At 35.7% G+C, this 21481-nt stretch carries 14 protein-coding genes and 1 tRNA gene; 11 read left to right on the forward strand and 4 right to left on the reverse strand.

From position 1 onward, the window contains the following. The first annotated feature begins 2 nt into the window (after nt 1-2). The 5 genes from tnpB (at nt 3) to OM074_RS10620 (ending at nt 5577) form a co-directional block, all read left to right on the forward strand. Nucleotides 3-362 carry an IS66 family insertion sequence element accessory protein TnpB gene (gene tnpB / locus OM074_RS10600; protein WP_301199450.1) on the forward strand — a complete coding sequence of 120 codons (360 nt, stop codon included), beginning with the start codon at nt 3-5 and terminating at the stop codon, nt 360-362. Nucleotides 363-433: 71 nt separating this feature from the next. Beyond that, complete coding sequence (tnpC, locus tag OM074_RS10605; RefSeq protein ID WP_301199451.1) at nt 434-2059, forward strand: IS66 family transposase; 1626 nt, start codon at nt 434-436, stop codon at nt 2057-2059. 125 nt (nt 2060-2184) lie between these two features. Then, nucleotides 2185-3567, forward strand: a complete 1383-nt coding sequence (locus tag OM074_RS10610; protein WP_301199452.1) for an RNA/DNA-binding domain-containing protein — start codon at nt 2185-2187, stop codon at nt 3565-3567. Between the two features lie 362 nt (nt 3568-3929). Beyond that, nucleotides 3930-4874 carry a hypothetical protein gene (locus tag OM074_RS10615; RefSeq protein ID WP_301199453.1) on the forward strand — a complete coding sequence of 315 codons (945 nt, stop codon included), beginning with the start codon at nt 3930-3932 and terminating at the stop codon, nt 4872-4874. Between the two features lie 229 nt (nt 4875-5103). Then, entirely contained in the window at nt 5104-5577 is a 474-nt protein-coding gene (locus OM074_RS10620) for a TspO/MBR family protein (RefSeq protein WP_301199454.1), read from the forward strand. A 361-nt stretch (nt 5578-5938) separates the two neighbouring features. Here OM074_RS10620 and OM074_RS10625 read toward each other — a convergent pair whose 3' ends face one another. Beyond that, complete coding sequence (locus tag OM074_RS10625; RefSeq protein ID WP_301199455.1) at nt 5939-7762, reverse strand: methyl-accepting chemotaxis protein; 1824 nt, start codon at nt 7760-7762, stop codon at nt 5939-5941. Between the two features lie 154 nt (nt 7763-7916). Between OM074_RS10625 and OM074_RS10630 the strand changes: the two genes are divergently transcribed. Further along, entirely contained in the window at nt 7917-9050 is a 1134-nt protein-coding gene (locus tag OM074_RS10630; RefSeq protein ID WP_301199456.1) for a serine hydrolase domain-containing protein, read from the forward strand. A 143-nt stretch (nt 9051-9193) separates the two neighbouring features. Here the strand turns inward: OM074_RS10630 and OM074_RS10635 are convergent, their stop codons facing one another. The 3 genes from OM074_RS10635 to OM074_RS10645 form a co-directional block, all read right to left on the reverse strand. Then, a complete protein-coding gene (locus OM074_RS10635; protein ID WP_301199457.1) occupies nt 9194-9775 on the reverse strand; it encodes a hypothetical protein in 582 nt (193 codons plus the stop codon). A 50-nt stretch (nt 9776-9825) separates the two neighbouring features. Then, a complete protein-coding gene (locus OM074_RS10640) occupies nt 9826-12714 on the reverse strand; it encodes an HsdM family class I SAM-dependent methyltransferase (protein ID WP_301199458.1) in 2889 nt (962 codons plus the stop codon). Nucleotides 12715-12813: 99 nt separating this feature from the next. Then, nucleotides 12814-12886: transfer RNA gene (locus OM074_RS10645), tRNA-Gln, on the reverse strand. Between the two features lie 428 nt (nt 12887-13314). On the opposite strand from OM074_RS10645, the gene OM074_RS10650 reads away from it, so the two are divergent. The 5 genes from OM074_RS10650 to OM074_RS10670 all read left to right on the forward strand — a co-directional run bounded on the left by OM074_RS10650 (nt 13315) and on the right by OM074_RS10670 (nt 21408). Then, on the forward strand, nt 13315-16665 hold the full coding sequence (locus OM074_RS10650; RefSeq protein WP_301199459.1) for a glycosyltransferase family 117 protein: 3351 nt from the start codon (nt 13315-13317) through the stop codon (nt 16663-16665). A gap of 159 nt (nt 16666-16824) precedes the next feature. Then, nucleotides 16825-17433, forward strand: coding sequence for a polysaccharide deacetylase family protein (locus OM074_RS10655; protein ID WP_301199460.1), 609 nt, complete (start codon nt 16825-16827; stop codon nt 17431-17433). An 80-nt stretch (nt 17434-17513) separates the two neighbouring features. Next, a complete protein-coding gene (gene purD, locus OM074_RS10660; protein WP_301199461.1) occupies nt 17514-18782 on the forward strand; it encodes a phosphoribosylamine--glycine ligase in 1269 nt (422 codons plus the stop codon). Then, nucleotides 18779-19753, forward strand: a complete 975-nt coding sequence (locus OM074_RS10665) for a DUF6427 family protein (RefSeq protein ID WP_301199462.1) — start codon at nt 18779-18781, stop codon at nt 19751-19753. Before purD ends, OM074_RS10665 begins: the two co-directional genes overlap by 4 nt. Beyond that, nucleotides 19753-21408, forward strand: a complete 1656-nt coding sequence (locus tag OM074_RS10670) for a carbamoyltransferase C-terminal domain-containing protein (RefSeq protein ID WP_301199463.1) — start codon at nt 19753-19755, stop codon at nt 21406-21408. The genes OM074_RS10665 and OM074_RS10670 overlap by 1 nt, the downstream gene beginning before the upstream one ends. Nucleotides 21409-21481: the final 73 nt, after the last annotated feature.

Genomic DNA, 21481 nt, shown 5'->3' on the forward strand with positions numbered 1-21481 from the left:
AAATGTTTAGTCTTACTTCATCAATGAATTATTATCTGTATGCCTATCCTACAGATATGCGTAGAAGTTTTTATACGCTAAGCGGAATGATTACAAATCAGATGGGCAGGAATGTTCAGGACGGGGATGTGTTTATCTTTATAAATCGGAATTGTACAAGCATGAAAATTCTGCATATGGAATGTGGAGGATTAGTCATTTACCACATGAAACTGGAATCAGGATCCTTTAAACTCCCTTTTATGGATGAAAACAGTAATACATTACAAGTTAATTGGCAGGATTTAATGAGCATTGTACAAGGTTCTCCTACAGTGGCAAAACCAAATAAAAAGAGTTGGAAAAAACCTGAAAAACAATAATTATCATACTGTTATTTTCTTCCGTATATCGCTGAATTTAAGTATATTTACAGTGCTTACAAAAAGAAGAAATGACAAACGAAGAAGAGGCTTTTTTACAACAACTTTTGCTTGAACGAGATGAGTTTTACAGGGAGACATCCAGGCTAAAAGGCCAGATTGCTGACCTAAAAAACTTTGCGGAAGAAAAAAGCTCTTTTCAACAACAAATAGGCGAAAAAGACCAGCTTATCCATAAGCTGCAGCAACAAATACAGTGGCTTCAACGAAAAGTTTGGGGGAAATCGAGTGAAAAATATATCAAAGAAGATCCCTTACAAAGAAAGCTTGATTTTGATGGAGTCGATTTACTACCTGAGGAGAAAGATCTTGCAACAACAGCAAAGGAAGAGATAGAACAGTACAAATTAAAACGAGTTGTTGTAAAAGAAAAGAAGCATCCGGTTAGAAAACCTCTTCCGGAAGGCCTTCCAAGGGAAGAATGCCATATATATCCCGAACATATTGACTATAAGAATTGCGTTGAACTTGCTCCTGAAATCACTGAGATTTTAGAAAAAAATCCGGCCAGATATTATGTACGAAGAATCATCCGTCATAAATATGTCTTAAAAGCAGATACCGGCAATGAACAAAATACTGTTGTTACTGCCCCTATGCCAGCTTTACCAATAGCTAAAAGTTATGCAGGTTCTTCAATATTAGCTGATCTTATCATTAATAAATATGTATATCACCTTCCTCTTTATCGTCAGCTTCAAATGCTTAAACAAGAAGGCTTATTCATTCCGGCATCCACAGTTAATGATTGGATACCGGGTGTAGCAGATTTAATGCGTCCTGCATATTATAGATTAATGGAATTGATTCTAAAATCCGGTTATGTTCAAAGTGATGAGACAACCATCCCGATTGTCAATGATGAAAAGCACAAAACAGTAAAAGGATATATCTGGATGTTACGTGCAGTGATACCTAAACTAGTCCTGTTTTATTATGATCAGGGTTCTCGTGCACAAAAGGTCGCATTGCATCTGTTTAAAGATTACCAAGGTGTTATCCAAACGGATGGCTATGCAGTCTATGATATATACGAAAATAAGAAGGGAGTATTGCCTATTGGTTGCTGGGCACATGCCAGAAGGAAGTTTGAAGAGGCTTTAAAAGAAGATAAGGCTAGGGCTTCTTATGCCTTGGAACAAATAGGTCTGCTTTATGATGTGGAAAGACAGGCTGATCAGGAAAATCTTTCGGATGAGCAACGTGCAGACTTACGTACTCGTTTGGCATATCCAATTATGGTAGCTTTTGAAAAATGGTTAGTACAGGAGTGTCCTAAGGTACTACCTAAAGGAAGGATTGGAAAAGCGATTGGATATACCTACAACATATATCACAAATTAACCCGTTATCATCTGGATGGAAGATATAAATTAGATAATAACCTCGCTGAAAACGCAATTAGACCTATCGCCTTGGGCAGAAAGAATTGGTTGTTTTGTGGAAATCATGAAGCAGCAGAAAATGCAGCTATTATATACTCTATGCTTGGTTGTTGTAAAGCTTGTGATATCAACTTTAGAGACTGGCTTATCTATTTTCTGAATAATGTGCATGACTATGATAATGATTACACAAAAGATCTGGCAGAACTTCTTCCGCACAATTTTAAACCTAATGCTGATAAAGCAAATTAAAGTATCTCTAAAAACTTTTAAAGTTCTTTGAATGTTTTGCATAAACTTTTAAAGAACTTCAAGTATTTCAATTTTACAATACGCACTTTACCACTTGCTTACGATTCACTAATAATATAAATAATATGAGAGAAAGAATATTGTCACAGAAAGAGATACTAGATTTTTCGGATAGAGAGGAAAGTCATTTTTATGATAATAAAGCCTTTGGAATCAAAGGAAATAAAATACAAAAAATCTCAGTAGCATTTGCAAATGCAGACGGAGGAGAGTTTATTATTGGAATTAAAGATAAAAAAGACGAACCTGACATTTCAAAAAGGTGGGAAGGAATTGAAGATAAAGAAACTTTTAATTTCGTTTTTCAAAACATTATTGAACTATCACCTTCAATTCCCCACTCTTTTGAATTTCTAAAAGATAGTAATGATAATTATGCTTTAAGGATAATAATTGAAAAGAGTGAATCTGTGCATAAGACCGCTGATAATACTATTTATGTACGGCAATCTGCACAATCAATTCCAATTAAAGACCCTGCACAAATACAAGCATTGTCTTTCTCTAAAGGTGAATCTTCTTTTGAGGATACAATTGTTAATTCTGCGCTGGCTGAAGATATTTTTGAATCAAATGAAATTAATAAGTTCTTAAATGATTATTCACCACAATCAGATGCTATTGATTTTACAGTTAATCAAAATCTTGTTGATAGAAAGACATATGACCCACGAACCGCTGGCATACTGATGTTTAGCGATAATCCAATTCCTTTATTGCCCAAAAGGTGTGGTATAAAAGTAAGTAGGTATGATACTTCTGAGGAGGTGCCGGAAAGAATCCATTTGAAAGAACAGTTTTCTATTGAGGGTTGTTTGAATGAACAGATTAATCAAGCCGCTTCAAAGATTACTGAAATTATGGAATCTGTTCAAATTATGGGAGCAAAAGGTTTAATGAAAGTTAGCTATCCACCAGAAACAATTTGGGAAATATTAGTTAATGCAGTTATTCATCGTGATTATTCAATATCGGATGATATACATGTTTTGATTTTTAATAATAGGATTGAGATTAAAAGTCCGGGGAAACTACCTGGGTATGTGACAATCGATAATATTTTAGATGCTAGGTTTTCTCGTAATTCAAAAATTGTAAGGGTTTTGAATAAATATAAAAATCCCCCAAATAAAGACATGGGTGAAGGTTTGAACACCGCCTTTCAAAGAATGGAGGAGTTTAGATTAAAACCACCTATAATTCAGGAGGAAGGAAATTATGTAAATGTTACAATTGCTCATACACCTTTAGCTTCCCCTGAAGAAACGATTATGGAGTATTTGGAAGTAAACGCTCAAATTAAGAATCGTGAAGCAAGAGAAATTACTGGTGTGAAATCAGAAAATGTAATGAAACGTCATTTTTATAATCTTAGGGATAGTGATTTAATTGAGCCGGTAATGAGTCAGACTGGAAATAAGATTATTGCCTGGAAGAAGAAAAGCTAATGCAACACTTTGTATAAGTTGCAGCGCTGAAAGAATTTAATGTCTTGGTTTTTAGGCCGTATTATTTTTGGCTGACATCATGATAGACTTGAACTTCGTAGTTCCTTACTAAATCATACACTCACCGTCCGCTATCCTTTATTAACAAATCACCCAAAATACATGAAAAGATATGCCTTCCTTTTGGAAAAAGAATTAAAAATAAGCATCCGAATATCAATCCAAACAAAGTATGTGTTTGGGTAGTTTTGCTGAATAAATAAAGAAAAACACCAATGCCAAACCTTCCGGGTTTATTTACATCATGCCAATAAACCCGGAAGGTTTTTTTAAGCCAATTAATTAAAACATAAAATACAAACATGAAGATCATTAAATTTTTATTTGCGACATTATTAGCAGTCGCCATTTTTTCTTGCGAAAACGATAAAGAGGAGGATGTGCAAAAAATAGGAGTATTGCCTGAAATGGATATGTTGATAGAGGAATATGGATTGTCGGGCGACGGCGTTGCTTATGATGGGTGTTCCTTGGGGTTAGACACCAATATTATATATTTTAATGGCCGCATGGGCGGGCGCTTGTGTATTGAAAGCTTTGACAGGACAAATAAAAACAATTTGATTTCGTGGCAAGGTAGTGAAGCATTGCAGTTGTTGTATCAGGAAGATAAGGGGTATGGGGAAAGTGCAGATTATGAGATTTCGGATTTTGGCATAAAGAAACCATATCGTTTTAATGGTTATCATGCATTCATTTTAGAAGGAAAAGGAAATGGGCTGGTAAATGAAATTGTATCCCGTAATCTTTATTTTATTTCAAGTGACAATTGTAAAAAGATTGAAAGCCTGGCATACCCAAGCGGACGTGACACCTACATTTTTTACAATATTATCCCTTGGTATCAAAATCATATATTGGTATTAAAAGCTTCGATTGAGCCAGGTAATTTGGATAGCTGTTTTTGTTATTCAATGGATGGAAATGAAATGTATAAACTTGAAAAATCAGCTAATTATCTTTCCGACAAGAATTTTATAGTAGTAGATATAGCAAAATATATTGAGTTCGGGGATGATGTTCTGGGAACGTTTGTGTGTAACGATATAATAAATGAAGAAGAAATATGGGAAAGTGAAATGCCCTTAAATGATTTACCTGAGGATGCTAGAATCGATAAAATAGAGTTTAGCGTATATGATTCCAGTAGCATCTTGTGTAAGTTTAATTACACCTTGTATTCAGGAGAAACCGGAGTTCGAGATGTAGTTGTTGATACAGCGACAGGTGTCTTAACCAAAAAATAAAAAGGGTATAAAAGCTATCTAATCAGGATAGATTCTTAAATACCTCACTCAAACCTTCCGGGTTTATTTGCGCTATGCCAATAAACCCCGAAGGTTTTTAAACCCTAAAAACTAACCATGATGCAAACCACCAAATTCTACGTTGCTCATTTTTATACCAGTTAAACTTTTTCGTTAAAATCAGGTTGTGTTATTATATAAAGATTTATCGTCTTGATACTATTAAGAAATGAAAACAACACTATTCCGATTCATCCTGTTTTTGGTTATTAACTTTGGGGCACTTGCTGTGGCCGGAATTTTTACCGGGAAAGGCGTGCCTTCTGAATGGTATGTTAATTTAAGCAAGGCTCCATGGACGCCCCCGGGTTGGATGTTTGGTTTGGCCTGGACTACCATTATGATATGCTTTAGCCTGTACCTGATGTACTTGTGGCCCCTTGATTACAATAAAAAACGGTTAATAGGATTATTTGTGCTTCAATGGGTTTTGAATATAAGCTGGAGCCCGGTCTTTTTTCACTTTCAGAAGGTGTGGGCAGGATTAATAATTATTGGTGGACTAACCATAGTTATAGGGGTGATGTTGGTGGTGTTCTGGCCTTTGTTAAAGACAAAATCTATTTTATTGCTCCCGTATTTTTTATGGCTGCTTATAGCCACATCGTTAAACGCATATATTTTAGTTCACAATACTAACTAGGGTTGGTACAAAGATGTGTTGTTCATTAGTGAGTTCATTACTGCCTGGTCATAAAAATTAAATATATATTAGTATATATATTAGAAAAGTAATAAAGACCTTCTATTATATGCAAAAATGTAAAAATAAGAGAGCGAGTAGCTTATAGTTGATAGCTTATAGCCGGTAGCCTATAGCAGATAGCCAATAGGATCCGATCTTTATAAGCACTTTGTAAATAAGATCGGTTCCTTATTGAAATTGCATCACTTTCTGCGTATGGTTTATATCAAAAAATGAATAAAAAAAGGCTGCTAAAAATAAATTTAGCAGCCTTTATCAGTAACATAAATGTCGCCTGGTCCAATATTATGATTTAGTCCTATATTTTAAAGAATCCTATTGCTTCAGATAAACCTTTTGACTGTGAGGCTAATTCATCGGCAGCAGAAGCTAATTCTTCAGATGATGCAGAGTTGCGTTGAGTAACATGGTTCAGTTCCTGAATAGCACCATTTACCTGGTTTACACCATTGTCCTGTTCCTTACTTGCGGCAGCTATCTCCTGTACTAAATTTGAAGTTTTTTCAATTTCCGGAAGTAATTCATTGATTTTATCTAAAGATGCAGTTGAAACCTCAAAACTTTGATTAGCCAATTCTACAATTTCTACTGCAGCTCTGTTACTCATTTCTGCTAATTTTCGTACTTCACCTGCAACTACAGCAAATCCTTTTCCTTGTTCTCCTGCTCTTGCAGCTTCCACGGCTGCATTAAGGGCCAAAATATTTGTTTGAGCAGCAATATCCGTAATAACTTTTATTTTTTCACTAATAGCCTGGTTGGCTTCTACTACTTTTTCTGAATGATTTTTTACATCTGTCATTCCCTGGGTTGCACTATTTGCAATTTTATCCGTATTAACAGAGTTCTCGGTGTTTTGACTGATTGATGAAGTGATCTCTTCCACTACAGAGGATATCTCTTCTAATGAGGAAGCTTGTTCTGTTGCTCCCTGAGATATATTCATTGCATTGCTGGCAACTTCAGATGTGCCACTTTCAATTTGTTCGGCACCTTGATTTATTCCCTTTACAATATTAGTTAGTTTATCAATCATGCTATTGTAAGCATCTGATAATTCACCTATTTCATTATTTAGTTTTATTTCAGATTTTCCCGAAAGATCACCATTGGCCATTCTGTTGATTAATCCGTTAAGTATGATGATAGGTTTTGTTGTTCTTTTGGCTAAAAAGTAAGCGTAAGTCCCGCCAATACTAATGAATACAAATAACAAAATAAATGAACTGATTAGATTTGTTCTTATGGGATCTTTATATACGCTGGCAGGAATGTATGTTATAGCCGTTAAACCATGATTCATTGCTGAATAATAACCAATACACTCTTCACCATGGATTTCAAATTCGCTTACTCCGTTTTCTGTTTCTTCAATTTTATTTGCCAAACTTTTAAGTGATTCGCCTTCTTTTTTAAAGTTAAGTTTATAAATCAGGGAGGTGTCAGCTGCTGCAATAACATTTGTGTTGGCATCAACTATAATAGTTTTAAATTCTTTCCCTAAGTCGCTTTTTACAAGATCTATAGAAAAACCGTTAAGTTCAGTTGCGAAACCAAACAAGGATAAAAGCGAGTTGTCATCATCAAGGATTGGATTGCTAACTACCATTACCGGCTGTCCTGTTACAGGCGATTGGGTGATATCAGCTATATGAACTTCTTTAAGTTGACATGTATTTATATACCAATCGTTTACTTTAGTCATATCCATTCCTTCCGAAGCACCGTTTAAAGCATCTATAAATACTATTCCATTATATGTAAAAAATAAGTTTTCACAAATATTATTGTGTAATGCTAGTTTTTGGCTTAATGACGTTCTTATTTGGGATTTGAGTTTTTCGTCAATATCTCCGGTATTTACATTTTTGAAAAAATTTCGAATGTAATTGTCATGAGAAATATTTATTGCCAGAGTGCTTATATCTTCCAGTTTAGCATCAAATTGTTTGCTTCTTTCTATAGAGATAGAAGAAAGTTCACTGGTTAGATTTTGTTTTATTTGACCTGCACTGTAATTGGTTGAAAGAAATATCAATATAGATATTGATATGGCCATTGATATGGTAACTGACAAAAATATACTCCTTGCCAGTTTTGAAGAAAGTAAACTATTATTCATGTTATGCCTATTTTTTTATAGTTCCTGATTGTGATGATTTAATTCATCAAAAAACCATCTTATATGCGCAAGTTGTTCTACTATAAATGCAAGGAAAAGTTTCTAAATTTGTGTTGATGTATAGTAAAAAATGATAAATAATTGTAAAAGTTAGATGATTAAGTCAGTCCTGTTTGTTGTGATGTTGGTTGTATTCGGCTGTAATATGAATAATGGCCATAATAACCTGATTCTGAAAAAAGACAATCCTTTTCAAACACTTATTGATAGTGTTGTGGTTTCAAACGGAGGAGTTGCCGGAATTATTATCCATATTGAAAGCCCGGGTTTAAATATATCGTGGACTGGTTGCGCAGGGGCTGACAAAGTTGATTCCGCGCCAAACTTAAAAACTGACCAGCCTTTTAGGGTTGCAAGCATCACCAAAACCTATGTTGCAACTGCCATTTTATTACTGGCTGAACAAAACAAACTAAACATTGATGATTCTGTTGAGCTGTATTTATCCGGTGAATCAACCGGAATGTTAAAAAGCGAAGGTTACCAAACAGGTAAAGTCACAATCAGGAGTCTGTTAAACCATACCAGTGGGATTTTTGATTATGCCATGTCAGATTACTATTTTAATAAAATCAATGCCGATCCCAATCATAAATGGAGCAGAAAAGAGCAATTGGAAATAGCGATGCAATATGGGGAACCATTAGGAGAACCCAATGAGCAATTTCATTATTCAGATACAGGGTATATTTTATTGGGCGAAATCATAGAATCCATTACCGGAAAGACTTTGGCAAAATCTTTACGGGATTTAATAGGTTTTGAAAAATCAGGTCTCAATGCAACATGGACAGAGTTCATAGAGCCTAAACCTAAGGAGATGCCGGATATAGTCCATCCATATTACAGCGGAAAGGATTTTTATGCTACACACCCTTCCATTGATTTGTTTGGTGGTGGGGGTTTGGTTTCTACAGCTCCTGATTTGGCGCATTTTTTCCAGTTATTATTTTCGAATGGAGTTTTTACAGAGCACTCAACCCTTGAAACAATGCTGGCAAAAACAAAACTCCCCAATAAACTTCAAGCTGTCCAGGATTATCGGTTGGGGATTCAGGTAACTGAAATAAATGGTTATGAAGTATATTACCATATGGGGATTTGGGGTACAATAGCGGCATATATACCTGAATTAAATAGCACGGTAGTAAGTAATTTTACTAATAGTTATGATCCTGAAATAATTGTAAAAAGTATTTCTATACTCGAAAACCTAACGAAAAAATAGTATGAAAGAGGTAAATGCCTATTTTCTAAAAGAACTTGACCTGGGAAGTAAGGATATGCAGTAGGATAGTATACTTAAGTTTAATGTAGTTTGTGATATATACACCTCCCATGTTTATTTTGAACAAAATAATATGAGGTATATTAGTTTAAGTCTATCCAAAAATGATATAAACAAATATCGTTCTTTGTAATTCTTTTATGTATTGATGTGAAATCTGAAAGCTCGGTGTTTGGTATTAACTTGTCTTGTTCGTTCCATTCAATATCTGTGTCTTTTGCAATAAGGTCGCTAATCCAAGAGTTTATTCTTGTATTCCAGTATGAAGCATTATAATCTTGAATGTAGCCTATCATTGCTCCTTGGTTTAGATGTTTACCAAATTGTTCTTGCTCTCTTTTGATTCTTTCAATTCCTCCTGTACCGCCAGAGACATAATCATAATGTTTTTTTGAGAGTCTTTTTGCTTCAATCATAAATATGGAGGATGCACCCATGATGAAAGGATGTGCTAAAAACACAGTGAAATCAACTCCTTTCTTTTCGTTGAACTGGAACAATAGATTTTTTGATCTTGATTTATCATTAAAAAAACGTAGTAGCTCTTTTGAAATATCATCTTCTAATCGAAAATTTACATTGCTGTTTTTAAATATTGTTTCAAATTCAGGTAAAGTATTTTTTATAAATAGAAGTATTCGATGAACTGTTTGATTCTTCTCCATAGAGAAATCTGATATATGCGCTGAATGTGTATGTGATTGATTGCTTATCATTAATAACCACTGTTTATAAAGTCATTCATTACATCACTTGCATCTCTGAGAGCAATTGATTTTAACCAATACTTCAGGGTATTTGGTTTAATCAGAAAAACAATGTCTTTTTGATAAAGCCTTAGAACTCTTCTATAATGAACAGATTCGTTTTGATTTTCCATTAATTCAGATAAATCACCATCTTGTATTTTTGTGGATATCTGAGGCCTAAAATTATCATCGCCATAAGCAAATGGGAAACAGGTGTATGAAAGAGTCTGTATTGGAGTAAGTGGATTAAAACTTTTATTACCATTCTGATAAATTGGGTTTAAACTATTACAGAATGCTTCTCCAAACTGCATTAGCTCAGATTCGGAAACTGTTTGTATATTGATTTTTGCTTTTTCTCCCTTCGATAATTCTTCTAGTTTGTAATTAAGAACATCTTCTTTTATTATCTCTTCATGGTAAGAGAGCTTTAAATCACCTTCATTTTCGGGGTATGGTAGGTTGAATATATCTTTCATATTTAATATATATCCTCCAGAACGATGAATACCACCTTTTGCACTATTCGCAAGTGCATACATTTTTAATATACTATAATATGAATCCCAATAGTTAATAATTTTAATTAACTCATTTTCTTGTCCTTTAGGTGAATGAATGCCTACAACATCATCTTTAAAAATTAAATCATAATCAAGGTAATGGGCAATAAAACGCCTGCTGCCAAAGCGCTCTTTTACAATAATATGAGGAGCTTTAAACATTAGTTTATTTGGTTCTCTAGACCATTGGAATTTTGTTTCTGTCTCTATGCATGTTTTAATTATACCTTCTTCAGTTATGTCTTTTGTTTCAACCTTTAGTTTCCCAGTAAGGTGATCTGCCAAATTAGTTCTTTTTGCTACTTGATAACCTTCTCCATAAATCCAACCATTTTTCTCTTTCTTGTCTTTTATGAAATCACCAAGTGTCCTTAATTGTCTTAGTCGATTGACTAAATAATACAATTGATTTCCTCCCATTAAGTTTGATTTCCAAATAGCAAGATCATTTTCTGCTACTTCTTGAGAAACCGGATGCATATCGTAATGGTCTATTTCAAAAAACAATCGTTCTTTAGTTGTCTTGGTTCTTTTTACACCAATGTGTGTTAATACATGATTTTTATCCGGAATAGTATTGTAAGCAAATATTACTGCGGTTGCAATAGTTTTTTCAAATAGTACGTGTGCGTCTCGGAGTTCTGACAGGTCAATGATTTGAGGTACTTTATATCGAGAGAAGAACTCTTTTCTAAATTCTAATGTGTTATTATATAATAATGGACCCGATGGCATAACAAAAGAAAGCAAACCGTTAGGTTTTAACAGTTGCATAGCTTGTTGTAAAAACAGCATTGCAATTTGGTTTCTTGGAATATGATACTCGCTGTTTATATTAAACTTGTCTAATAGTTTGCCAAAATTTTTCTTTTTGTCCTCAAATGGAGGATTCCCTATTGCCAAGTCAAATTGTTCCTTCTCTGTTTTGCTCAAATATTCAAAAAAGTCTCCTTCATAGATATTTCTTTCCCTTAAGTCGTCGAAGCGTAGATTCATCCATATTTCGGTGGGTGTAAGCATATCGCACAAAGCAATACTTAAACTGAATACTGAAAGCTTAACTGATGCTTCTTCAATATCAACTCCATGAACAGAGTTTTTAAGTATAGCTTTTAAATTATCTACCGTTGGATGTTCGAGTATACCTGTTTTATCAAATCTTTCTTTCTGCCACCACTGAACAAGCCGTTTAAAAACAGCTACGAGAAACACTCCTGAACCACAACTTACATCTATTACCTTATAATTCTGTTTGGGTTCAGAAATAGGCATACATTCATCTACCATTAAACGGGCAAGATGTATTGGAGTGTATACAGCGTCACTCCGTTGGTCAACAAACTCTTCGTATATTCTGCTAATTAATTCAACAGGAAGATATTCAAATGAATATAATGGCCATATAACTAATTGGCCATTGTCAATATTACCATCAAGATAATATGCTAGTTGATTTAAATTAGCCTTAGATAATATAAGTTTTTCATTATTATTTAATTGAAAAACTTTCCCATTAAAATGAGTGCTTAAATCATCAAATAGCTCAACAACTTTACCTTTTCTTAGGACATCGCAAAAAGATGTTGAGTTTTGATATTTGTTGAAGTAGTTATTAGGAAAAACATGATTGCCATGCTCATCTTTTCGTTCTTCCAGATACTTAACAAGAATAGAAAGTACTAATAGCTGATGTGCTAAATTACTATCAAGTCCACTTTCTGAAATAAAATGTTTTCGAATATCTTTTAATCCCTCAATTAGTTTGTTTTCCGAAGTTTCTTTACTTAGGAAGTTATTTGCAAATTCTTTTTGTTCCCAAAAAGAACCATTTGCAAAAAGCCTTGCAGAGTATTTTTGGTGTTGTTTATATGAATCGGTAATTAATGGAAGAGATTCAAAAGGATCTATGCTTATAGTCTTAGTGCCTTTGTCATATTTGACTTGTTTTCGAGCATCATAGATATTGATATTGGTTTTGTCAAATACGTAATACAGAGGAATAATACCACTACTCCATATTTTTCTATGTAACTCTGCAAGTTGGTTAGTTGAAAATTTGTTTGTGGTATTGTCAAATATAAAAAGTTGTGGTTTTGATGTTTGACTATCAGCAAATCTTCTGAAAAACACAGCTGACGCATTGAGTTTTTTAGCAACATCAAGTACCAATCGTTCTTCAAAAAACAGTTCTTTTTGATTGTATTGTTGTGAAGTGAAAAATAAAGAAGATAGGTTAGAATTTTGATTAAATTCTAACGTTTCTATTACTTTATCTATCGTATCTCTTTTCATTTATACAAAAATAGGTTTTTATTTTAATACAGAAATAAAGAGAAGTGCAAAATTACAAAACAAAAAAAGCTTGAAACCTTACGATTTCAAGCTTTTTTGTTGTCCCACTAGGGCTCGAACCTAGACTCTTCTGAACCAAAATCAGACGTGTTGCCAATTACACCATGGGACAATCCTCATGTCTTTCTTTTTGAAAGCGATGCAAAAGTAGACCATTTTTGCTAACTGGCAAAATTATTTTCAACTTTTTTTAAATATTTTTTCTGTCAGAAGGCCTGAGAATGCTGTATTGTTCATGAAATCATTTGGTTATTGGCTTAAAAATATTTTCATTTTTTTTAGAAGGATATATCAGAATCCAAAGAAAAACAAGGCGTCGGAATGTTGCATCTTGTTTTTTCCACCTCTCTCTACTCATTTCTCATATCTATAGACTCATCTCTACAAGCTAAAATATCAAATTACACTGTTAAAATAGGGTTAAAGTATAAACTATGTACCCTATAAAAAAAGGGTTTCATAAAATTATATTATTTTTGGCATCGTGTTAAAATGGGCTTTTGTGGAAGTCCTTAAAATTCAGGGAATAAAATTATAATCATGAAGAATTATAAACTACTCAATAATGCATTTGGCTGGTTGTCGTTTTTAATCGCAGCCATAACCTATACTATGACTATAGAACCCACTGCCAGTTTTTGGGACTGTGGCGAATTTATCTCAACCTCCTATAAGTTATTGGTGGGTCACCCTCCGGGGGCGCCCGTGTTTATGATATTGGGAAGGTTCTTTTCATTGTTTGCACCAGAACCTGGTTCGGTAGCTTTTATGATTAACCTGATGAGTGCCTTGTCAAGTGCCTTTACTATTTTGTTCCTGTTCTGGACGATCACCCATTTGGGTAAAAAAATCTTCATGGATGAAAAATCAGAAGAATGGCGCTCGTGGGCGGTTGTAGGAGCTGGTTTTGTAGGAGCCCTGGCCTATACTTTCTCTGATACCTTCTGGTTTTCGGCTGTTGAGGGAGAAGTTTATGCCATGTCGTCGTTATTTACCGCCATGGTATTTTGGGCTATCCTTAAGTGGGAAGACGTGGCCGATGAGCCCTATTCGAACAGGTGGTTGATTTTAATAGCTTATTTAATGGGCTTGTCTATCGGAGTCCACTTGTTAAACCTGTTGGCTATCCCTGCTATCGTGTTGGTATACTATTTCAAAAAATTTGAAGTAAACAGAAACGGTCTGTTGGCAGCATTGGGCATATCTGCCGTAATATTATTGGGGATTTTATATGGAATTATACCTTACACAGTAAAAGCAGCAAGCTGGTTTGAATTGTTGTTTGTTAATAATTTTGGCATGCCGTTTAATACGGGAGTTGCCGTATATATAATATTGTTGATTGGAGGGTTGATAATCGGAATTTGGTATACCCACAAGCACAAACATGTAATTGTAAATACGATTATACTTGGAGTTACTGTAATTTTGATCGGGTATTCATCTTTTGCTATGATTGTGATCCGCTCGTATGCGCAGCCTACCATGGACCAGAACTCACCCGAGGATGTATTTTCTTTAATGGGATATTTAAACCGTGAGCAATATGGCGATCGCCCTTTGTTTTATGGTGAATATTATAATTCGGAAATTGATTTTAAAGCTTCTCAGGCAAAAGAAGGGGATCCGATAAGGATTAAAAAAGATGGAGAATACAAAACGGTAGACCATAAACCTGAATATGTATTCAAAGATCAAACGTTAACGCTTTTCCCAAGGATGTATAGCCGTGATCCAAGGCATATTGATCAGTATAAAAGCTGGGCAGGGAAATCAAAGGGTAAGTCTGTTCGTGTTATGGATGAAGAAACCGGGGAGAACAAAACCATCACCATGCCAACATTTGCCGATAACCTGGCGTTTTTCTTCAATTACCAGATCAACCATATGTATGTAAGGTATTTCATGTGGAATTTTGTGGGACGCCAAAATGATATACAAGGAAATGGAGAAGTAACCAAAGGCAACTGGATATCGGGTATTCCGTTTATTGATAATGCCCGTTTGGGAGATCAATCGAAATTACCGGATACCTATAAAAACAATAAAGCACGCAATAAGTATTATTTCCTTCCATTTTTGCTTGGACTGATGGGACTTTTGTTCCAGTATCAGGCCGGAAGAAAGGGGAAAGAGGGTTTTTGGATCGTGATGCTTCTGTTTTTCCTAACAGGATTGGCTATTGTGCTGTATCTGAACCAAACGCCATTGCAGCCTCGTGAGCGTGATTACGCCTATGCTGGATCATTCTATGCCTTTGCCATATGGATTGGGCTGGGAGTGCTGGCTATTGTCGATTTGCTGAATAAATATATTCCGGGTAAGGCGGCTGCAATATCCGCAACGCTGGTAACGCTGTTTTGTGTACCGGTGTTAATGGCATCGCAGAACTGGGACGACCACAATCGTTCAAACAGGAATGTGGCGCGCGACCTGGCTTTTAATTATCTGGACACCTGTGATGAAAATGCCGTTATTTTTACCAATGGTGATAATGATACTTTCCCGTTGTGGTATGCACAAGAGGTTGAAGGATATCGTTTGGACGTTAGGGTGTGTAACCTGAGTTACCTTCAAACAGATTGGTATATCGATCAAATGAAGCGGAAGGCATATGATTCTGATCCATTACCATTTTCGCTTGAGCACGACCAGTATGTAACAGGAACAAGGGATGTGGCTCATATTGTGGAGCTGATTAAAGATAGGGTAGACTTGAAAGAAGCCATAAATTTCCTTGCCAGTGATAATCCAAAAACAAAACAGATACCTGGATATCAGGGAACGCATGAGTTTTTGCCGGCAAAAAGGTTTAAAGTCCCTGTTGATAGCTTAAAAATGATTCAAACGGGAGTTGTTAGCACCGACGATGCTGATTTAATTGTACCTCAAATAAATATCGATATCAATAAATCGAGGGTTCTTAAAAATGAGATAATGATTCTTGATTTGCTGTCGAATAATGATTGGAACAGACCAATCTATTTTGCAGTAACTGTAGGCAGGGACAATTATGCCAGTCTTGAAGATTATTTCCAGTTGGAGGGATTTGCTTATAAGGTAGTTCCTATCAGGACTAATAATGCCGACGGACAGATCGGGCGGGTTGATACAGAAAAAATGTACGATAAGTTTAAAAACAAATTCCGTTGGGGTGGTTTCGACAATCCGGATGTGTATTTGGATGAGAACCACCAGCGTATGGCGATGAACATACGTAACAATATGTCACGTTTGGCTTCAGCATTATTGGATGAAGGAAAAACGGATAAAGCGGTAGATGTGTTGGATATGGCTTTAACAAAGCTTCCGGTTTCAAAAGTACCCCACAATTATTTCTCTATTTTCCTTGCCGAAGGCTATTATAAAGCAGATAAAAGAGCTAAGGCAGAAGAAATATTGAAGCAATTTGGAGAGCAGACTATGCAGGAAATGAAATTTTATTCAGCATTGTCTCCGGCTAAAAGAAACACAGTGGGTAGCGATTCTAACAACAGTATTTTACTGTATGCAGAGATTGTAAAAATGGCAACCCAATACAATAGTGAAAAACTTAGGGAAGAGTTAAATCAACAGTTAACAGATCTTCCTATGGGAACACTGCCTGATAATATATTGAGCATCTATTTGGCAGAAGGTTTATATCTGAAAGGAGAAAAACAGGTGGCCGACCAGCTGATAGAAAGCATGTATAAAACAGCTGATCAGATTATAGGTTATTATAATCAGATGCCTGCTGCCCAGAAAAAAGGTTTTGATTACCAATATCGTCAGGGCTTAATGTGGATGATGGAAATCCAACGCATCCTGGATAAGTTTGACAGAGATGATTTGTCGGCAAAACTAAACGGCGATGCCAATAGCCAGGAAATAAAATTCCTGAATAATTGAGGTAGTTTGTAGCTGATAGCTGATAGCTTATAGCAAATAGCTTATAGCCCATAGCTGATAGCGAATAGCTGATGGCTGATAGCGAATAGCTGATTAATGTTAATTGCTAATTGATCATTGTTGATTGATTATTGTTGATTGATAACTGATAATTGAATAATGGTTCATCCAAATTATGCATTAAGAAAAATATTTAACGGGGCCACATGGCTTGAACAAACATCTCAAAACGAGGTGTTTGTTACTTTTGATGATGGCCCAATTCCGGAAGTAACGCCGTGGGTGCTTGATGAGGCAGATAAATGGGGGGCTAAACTTACTTTTTTCTGTGTAGGCGAAAATGTGCATAAACATCCGGATGTGTATCAGGAAGTTTTAAAAAGAGGACATGCTGTTGGAAACCATACTTACAATCATATAAAAGCCTTTAGCTATAGCAAAAAGGATTATTTTAAAAACATCGACAAAGCATCGGAGTTAATTGAAACAACGTTGTTCCGTCCTCCGCATGGCTATCTGTACCCCTGGTATGTAAAGCCGTTAAAAAAGAAATTTGAAAAGATTGTGATGTGGGATATCCTGAGTCGTGACTATGATCAGGATTTTAATAAGGAAAGCGTGTTTGTAAATGTGGAGAAATACCTGAGGCCCGGAGCCGTGATTGTTTTCCATGATTCGCTAAAAGCTGAGAAGAATATGAAGTATGCCTTTCCAAAAACCCTGGAGCTGATTAATAAGAGAAATTATACCGCAAGTTCAATTAGATAAATAAGTTGCATTAAAATAACAATATATTTAGAATAAGAACTTAAATTTGACAAACATAAAAGGAATTTAATAGCAAAAATATGAAGGTATTACTATTGGGGTCGGGAGGAAGAGAACATGCCCTGGCCTGGAAACTGAAGCAGAGTCCAAAGTTAAAGGAATTAATCATAGCTCCGGGAAATGCAGGTACTGCAGAGCTAGGTAAGAATGTTGACCTAAATCCCAATGATTTCGATGCGGTAAAAAAGGTAGCTATTGACAACCAAATAGATATGTTGATTGTTGGTCCCGAAGAACCTTTGGTAAGGGGTGTGAAAGATTTCTTCCTGAACGATCCGGAATTGGCTTCTATTCCTGTTATCGGCCCGGGTAAAAGGGGTGCTCAGCTGGAAGGAAGCAAGGAATTTGCTAAAGAGTTCATGGCCAACTATGGTATTCCAACTGCAAAATATAAAACGGTTACTCCGGAAAATCTTGAAAAAGGACTGGCGTTTTTAGATGAGATGAAAGCCCCTTATGTTTTAAAAGCTGATGGATTGGCTGCCGGAAAAGGTGTGTTGATTATTGATGATATTGATGAAGCCAAAGCTGAGTTAAAAACCATGCTTGAAGGTAAGTTTGGTGATGCCAGTAAAAAAGTGGTTATCGAAGAGTTTTTGAGTGGTATAGAGTTGTCTGTTTTTGTTCTTACTGATGGTTCTGGATATGTGGTATTACCCGAAGCCAAGGATTATAAAAGGATTGGCGAAGGGGATACTGGATTAAATACTGGAGGTATGGGAGCTGTTAGCCCGGTTCCTTTTGCCGATGAAAAGTTTATGAACAAAGTTCATAAAAAAATCATTTTCCCGACTATCCAGGGATTACAGTCTGAGGAAATACCATACAAAGGATTTATCTTTATTGGATTAATCAAGGTAGGAGAGGAGCCATATGTGATTGAATATAACGTTCGTATGGGTGATCCTGAAACAGAAGTGGTTATGCCTCGTGTAAAAAATGATTTATTAGAGTTGTTTGAGGCCACTGCCGCCAAACGCCTGAAAGAGCATACAATTGAGATCGATGACCAGGCTGTAACTACAGTTATGATGGTAGCAGGAGGTTATCCGGAAGCTTATGAAAAGGGAAAGGAAATGACCGGTTTTGACCAGGTGAAGGATGGTATGGCTTTTCATGCAGGCACTAAAATTCAGGATGGCAAAGTGGTGACAAATGGCGGTCGTGTAATTGCCTTGTCTTCCTTTGGAAAGGACTTTTCGGAAGCCCTTGAAAAATCATATAAAAATGCGGAAGTAATTAATTTTGAAGGAAAATATTTTAGAAAAGATATTGGATTTGATTTATGATATTAAAGCAGATTCATAGCAATAAAATAGGAGCATATGCATTTATGCTCCTTCTTTTAATTACCCTTTGGGTTATTCCGTTTTTAAAAAACAATGTGGTTCCGGTTAATGTATCCGGGGGTATGCCGATGGGTGATTTTTTATACCAGCTAAATAGTACCAAATGGATTTCGTTAGTGGCGAGTTTTGTTTGTATCCTTTTGGTTTCTGTTGGTATAACCCGGTTTAATGCAAGATATGGCCTGTTAAATAAGCAGTCAGCACTGCCTGCAGTAGTTTTTGTTTTGCTTGCAGGAAGTATCACTTCTATCCAGTTGTTAAACCCGGTAATGATTTCATCGGTTTTTATTGTTATCAGTCTGAGTTACCTGTTTGAGGCATACAACTATCGAAAAACTATGAAAGAGTGCTTTATTGCTGCATTTGCACTTTCATTAGGTAGTTTGTTTGCATATAAAATAGTGCTTCTTTTCCCGTTGTTGATATTTGTTATGATTCCTCTGCGGGTACTTTCGTTTAAATCTTTTTTGGCTTCGTTAATTGGTTTTGTGCTACCGTGGTTGTTTGTTTTTGGCTACGAATTAATGTGGGGCAATATGTCCGAATATCTTCTGCTGTTGAAACCTTTGATTGTAAAATTTAGTGGGGATTTTGGTTATACTTTAGAGTCTTTTATTTATTTCGGTTTAATTGTATTATTGTTCATTGCTTCAATGGTTACAGCAATTAATGAATTGGGGAAAAAGAAAATTTTTACCCGCAAACAGTTTGTTTCGTTAATATGGATTTCTGTTTACATTGTTGCTTTAGTTCCTGTAACTGGAGGAAGTGTTGAATTTATTACATTGGCTGCCATTTCTTTATCTATATTAATTGCCCATCTGATTAATAGCATTAATTCATGGATCTGGCGAAATATCTTCTTTTTTAGTGTGGTTGCATTAACAGTATTGGGGCAGTTGTTTTTATAATGGATGTATCAAAACCTACTCTGGCAATCTATGCTATTCAGGATCGGTTGAATAGCGAAACTCCTTTTTATGTGCATGATCATGCCCTTACCTTAATGAATCAGGGTAAAGTTATTAAACATCTTACCCTTGAGCGATTAAGCAGGAAAAAGCATGATAACAAACTTCACGAATCACTTTATGATATTTTAAAAGCTGAGGGCTTGCTGGCACCTGATGATTTTGATTTGGTTTTTCCGGATAATGTTGTGGGACGAGCCATGATTTCATCATGTGGTAAACTCAGGTATGAAGGTCCTTTGAATAACAAATTATTTCCTTTTCCGGAAGAAGGCAGGTGCTGGTGGCTTGATCATGAGCGAAGAGCTTTCTCTATTAATCATGAATTGGCTCATGTGGCTAGTGTGCTGCCATTTTGTGGTACTTTTAAAGAGGATGGGTTGTTGATTCATTTTGATGGAGGAGGTAGTTTATCCAATTTTTCTGCATGGCACTTTAAAGATGGGGAATTGCAAAATCTGGAGTTCCATTGGGATTATAAATACTTGTCTTCGTTTTTTAATGCAAATGCGTTGGTCTTTGGTATTATCGGAGCAAGTTTTAATCATCAAAACGCTGTTCCTGGTAAGATGATGGGATTGGCCTCTTTTGGTACTTACTCACATAAGTTGGAGAAATGGTTAAAAAAGCATGGATATTTTGCTGATATATGGGGCAAAAAGGGTGGGTTTTATCAGGCGGCACGCAATGATTTTGGTTGGAAAGGAAGTGGTTTAAGTACCCAGGATCCTTTTTTATATGATATTGTTGCCACGTTGCAGCATATTTTCATCCGGGATTTTCATACACAGCTGGAGCGTTTAAAAAACTCAACCGGAGCAAAATATCTTTATTATACAGGAGGTTCTGCACTTAATATTGTTGCCAATACTCAAATTCTGGAATCCGGATTGTTTGATGATATTTTTATTCCACCTTGTACCGAAGATAGTGGTTTGTCGCTAGGAGCAGCCTCGTTTTTGGAGTGGCAGAAACATGGTAAGCTTGAAATACATCGTCCATATCTGAATAATTGGGGAATTGAGAATGGTAAAGTTGATGCATTGGATGATGTTGAAGAGGTGGCAAAGGAATTGTTGAGCGGTAAAGTGATTGGTGTGTGTAATGGATTTGGTGAGGTTGGGCCCCGTGCTTTGGGAAACAGAAGCATTATTGCCATGGCAAACAGCAAGCAACTATCAGACAGGGTAAGTATGCAACATAAGGGCAGGGAATGGTATCGCCCGGTAGCGCCTGTTATGCTTGAAAGGAATACTGAGTATTATACCGGTAGAAAGAAGGTACATCATTTAAGCGATTTGATGTTACTCGATTTTCCTATAGTAGATGAACTAAAGCACGAAATTGAAGGGGTTGTGCATGTGGATGGCACTGCAAGAATCCAAACCATCAGGAATGAGGCTCAAAATCCTTTCTTGTACCGTTTGCTTTTGTTTTTGGATGAAAAGTATGGTGTAAAAGCCTTGATTAATACTTCCTTTAACAAAAGAGGAGAGCCGATTGTGCATACTCATGAAGATGCAATAAAATCAGCTCGAAACATGAACCTGGATGGGGTTGTTCTGAATGGCAAATACCAAGCCTTGCAAAAGTGAGTGAATCTATAGAGACTTTGAGTGTTTAGAATTGGATATCTTACTTATTAACAGCAAGCTGATCATAGTGATC

Origin of the sequence: Plebeiibacterium marinum (assembly GCF_026013615.1) — a bacterium.
Lineage (GTDB): Bacteria > Bacteroidota > Bacteroidia > Bacteroidales > Marinilabiliaceae > Saccharicrinis > Saccharicrinis marinus_A.

What these genes read in the sequence shown, in the direction of transcription:
- OM074_RS10635 (WP_301199457.1), bottom strand. Translation starts at nt 9,775, where the DNA reads ATGGAGAAGAATCAAACAGTTCATCGAATACTTCTATTTATAAAAAAT.
- tnpC (WP_301199451.1), top strand. Translation starts at nt 434, where the DNA reads ATGACAAACGAAGAAGAGGCTTTTTTACAACAACTTTTGCTTGAACGA.
- OM074_RS10670 (WP_301199463.1), top strand. Translation starts at nt 19,753, where the DNA reads ATGGATGTATCAAAACCTACTCTGGCAATCTATGCTATTCAGGATCGG.
- OM074_RS10650 (WP_301199459.1), top strand. Translation starts at nt 13,315, where the DNA reads ATGAAGAATTATAAACTACTCAATAATGCATTTGGCTGGTTGTCGTTT.
- OM074_RS10665 (WP_301199462.1), top strand. Translation starts at nt 18,779, where the DNA reads ATGATATTAAAGCAGATTCATAGCAATAAAATAGGAGCATATGCATTT.
- OM074_RS10640 (WP_301199458.1), bottom strand. Translation starts at nt 12,714, where the DNA reads ATGAAAAGAGATACGATAGATAAAGTAATAGAAACGTTAGAATTTAAT.
- OM074_RS10655 (WP_301199460.1), top strand. Translation starts at nt 16,825, where the DNA reads ATGGTTCATCCAAATTATGCATTAAGAAAAATATTTAACGGGGCCACA.
- OM074_RS10620 (WP_301199454.1), top strand. Translation starts at nt 5,104, where the DNA reads ATGAAAACAACACTATTCCGATTCATCCTGTTTTTGGTTATTAACTTT.
- purD (WP_301199461.1), top strand. Translation starts at nt 17,514, where the DNA reads ATGAAGGTATTACTATTGGGGTCGGGAGGAAGAGAACATGCCCTGGCC.
- OM074_RS10630 (WP_301199456.1), top strand. Translation starts at nt 7,917, where the DNA reads ATGATTAAGTCAGTCCTGTTTGTTGTGATGTTGGTTGTATTCGGCTGT.
- OM074_RS10615 (WP_301199453.1), top strand. Translation starts at nt 3,930, where the DNA reads ATGAAGATCATTAAATTTTTATTTGCGACATTATTAGCAGTCGCCATT.
- OM074_RS10610 (WP_301199452.1), top strand. Translation starts at nt 2,185, where the DNA reads ATGAGAGAAAGAATATTGTCACAGAAAGAGATACTAGATTTTTCGGAT.
- OM074_RS10625 (WP_301199455.1), bottom strand. Translation starts at nt 7,762, where the DNA reads ATGAATAATAGTTTACTTTCTTCAAAACTGGCAAGGAGTATATTTTTG.
- tnpB (WP_301199450.1), top strand. Translation starts at nt 3, where the DNA reads ATGTTTAGTCTTACTTCATCAATGAATTATTATCTGTATGCCTATCCT.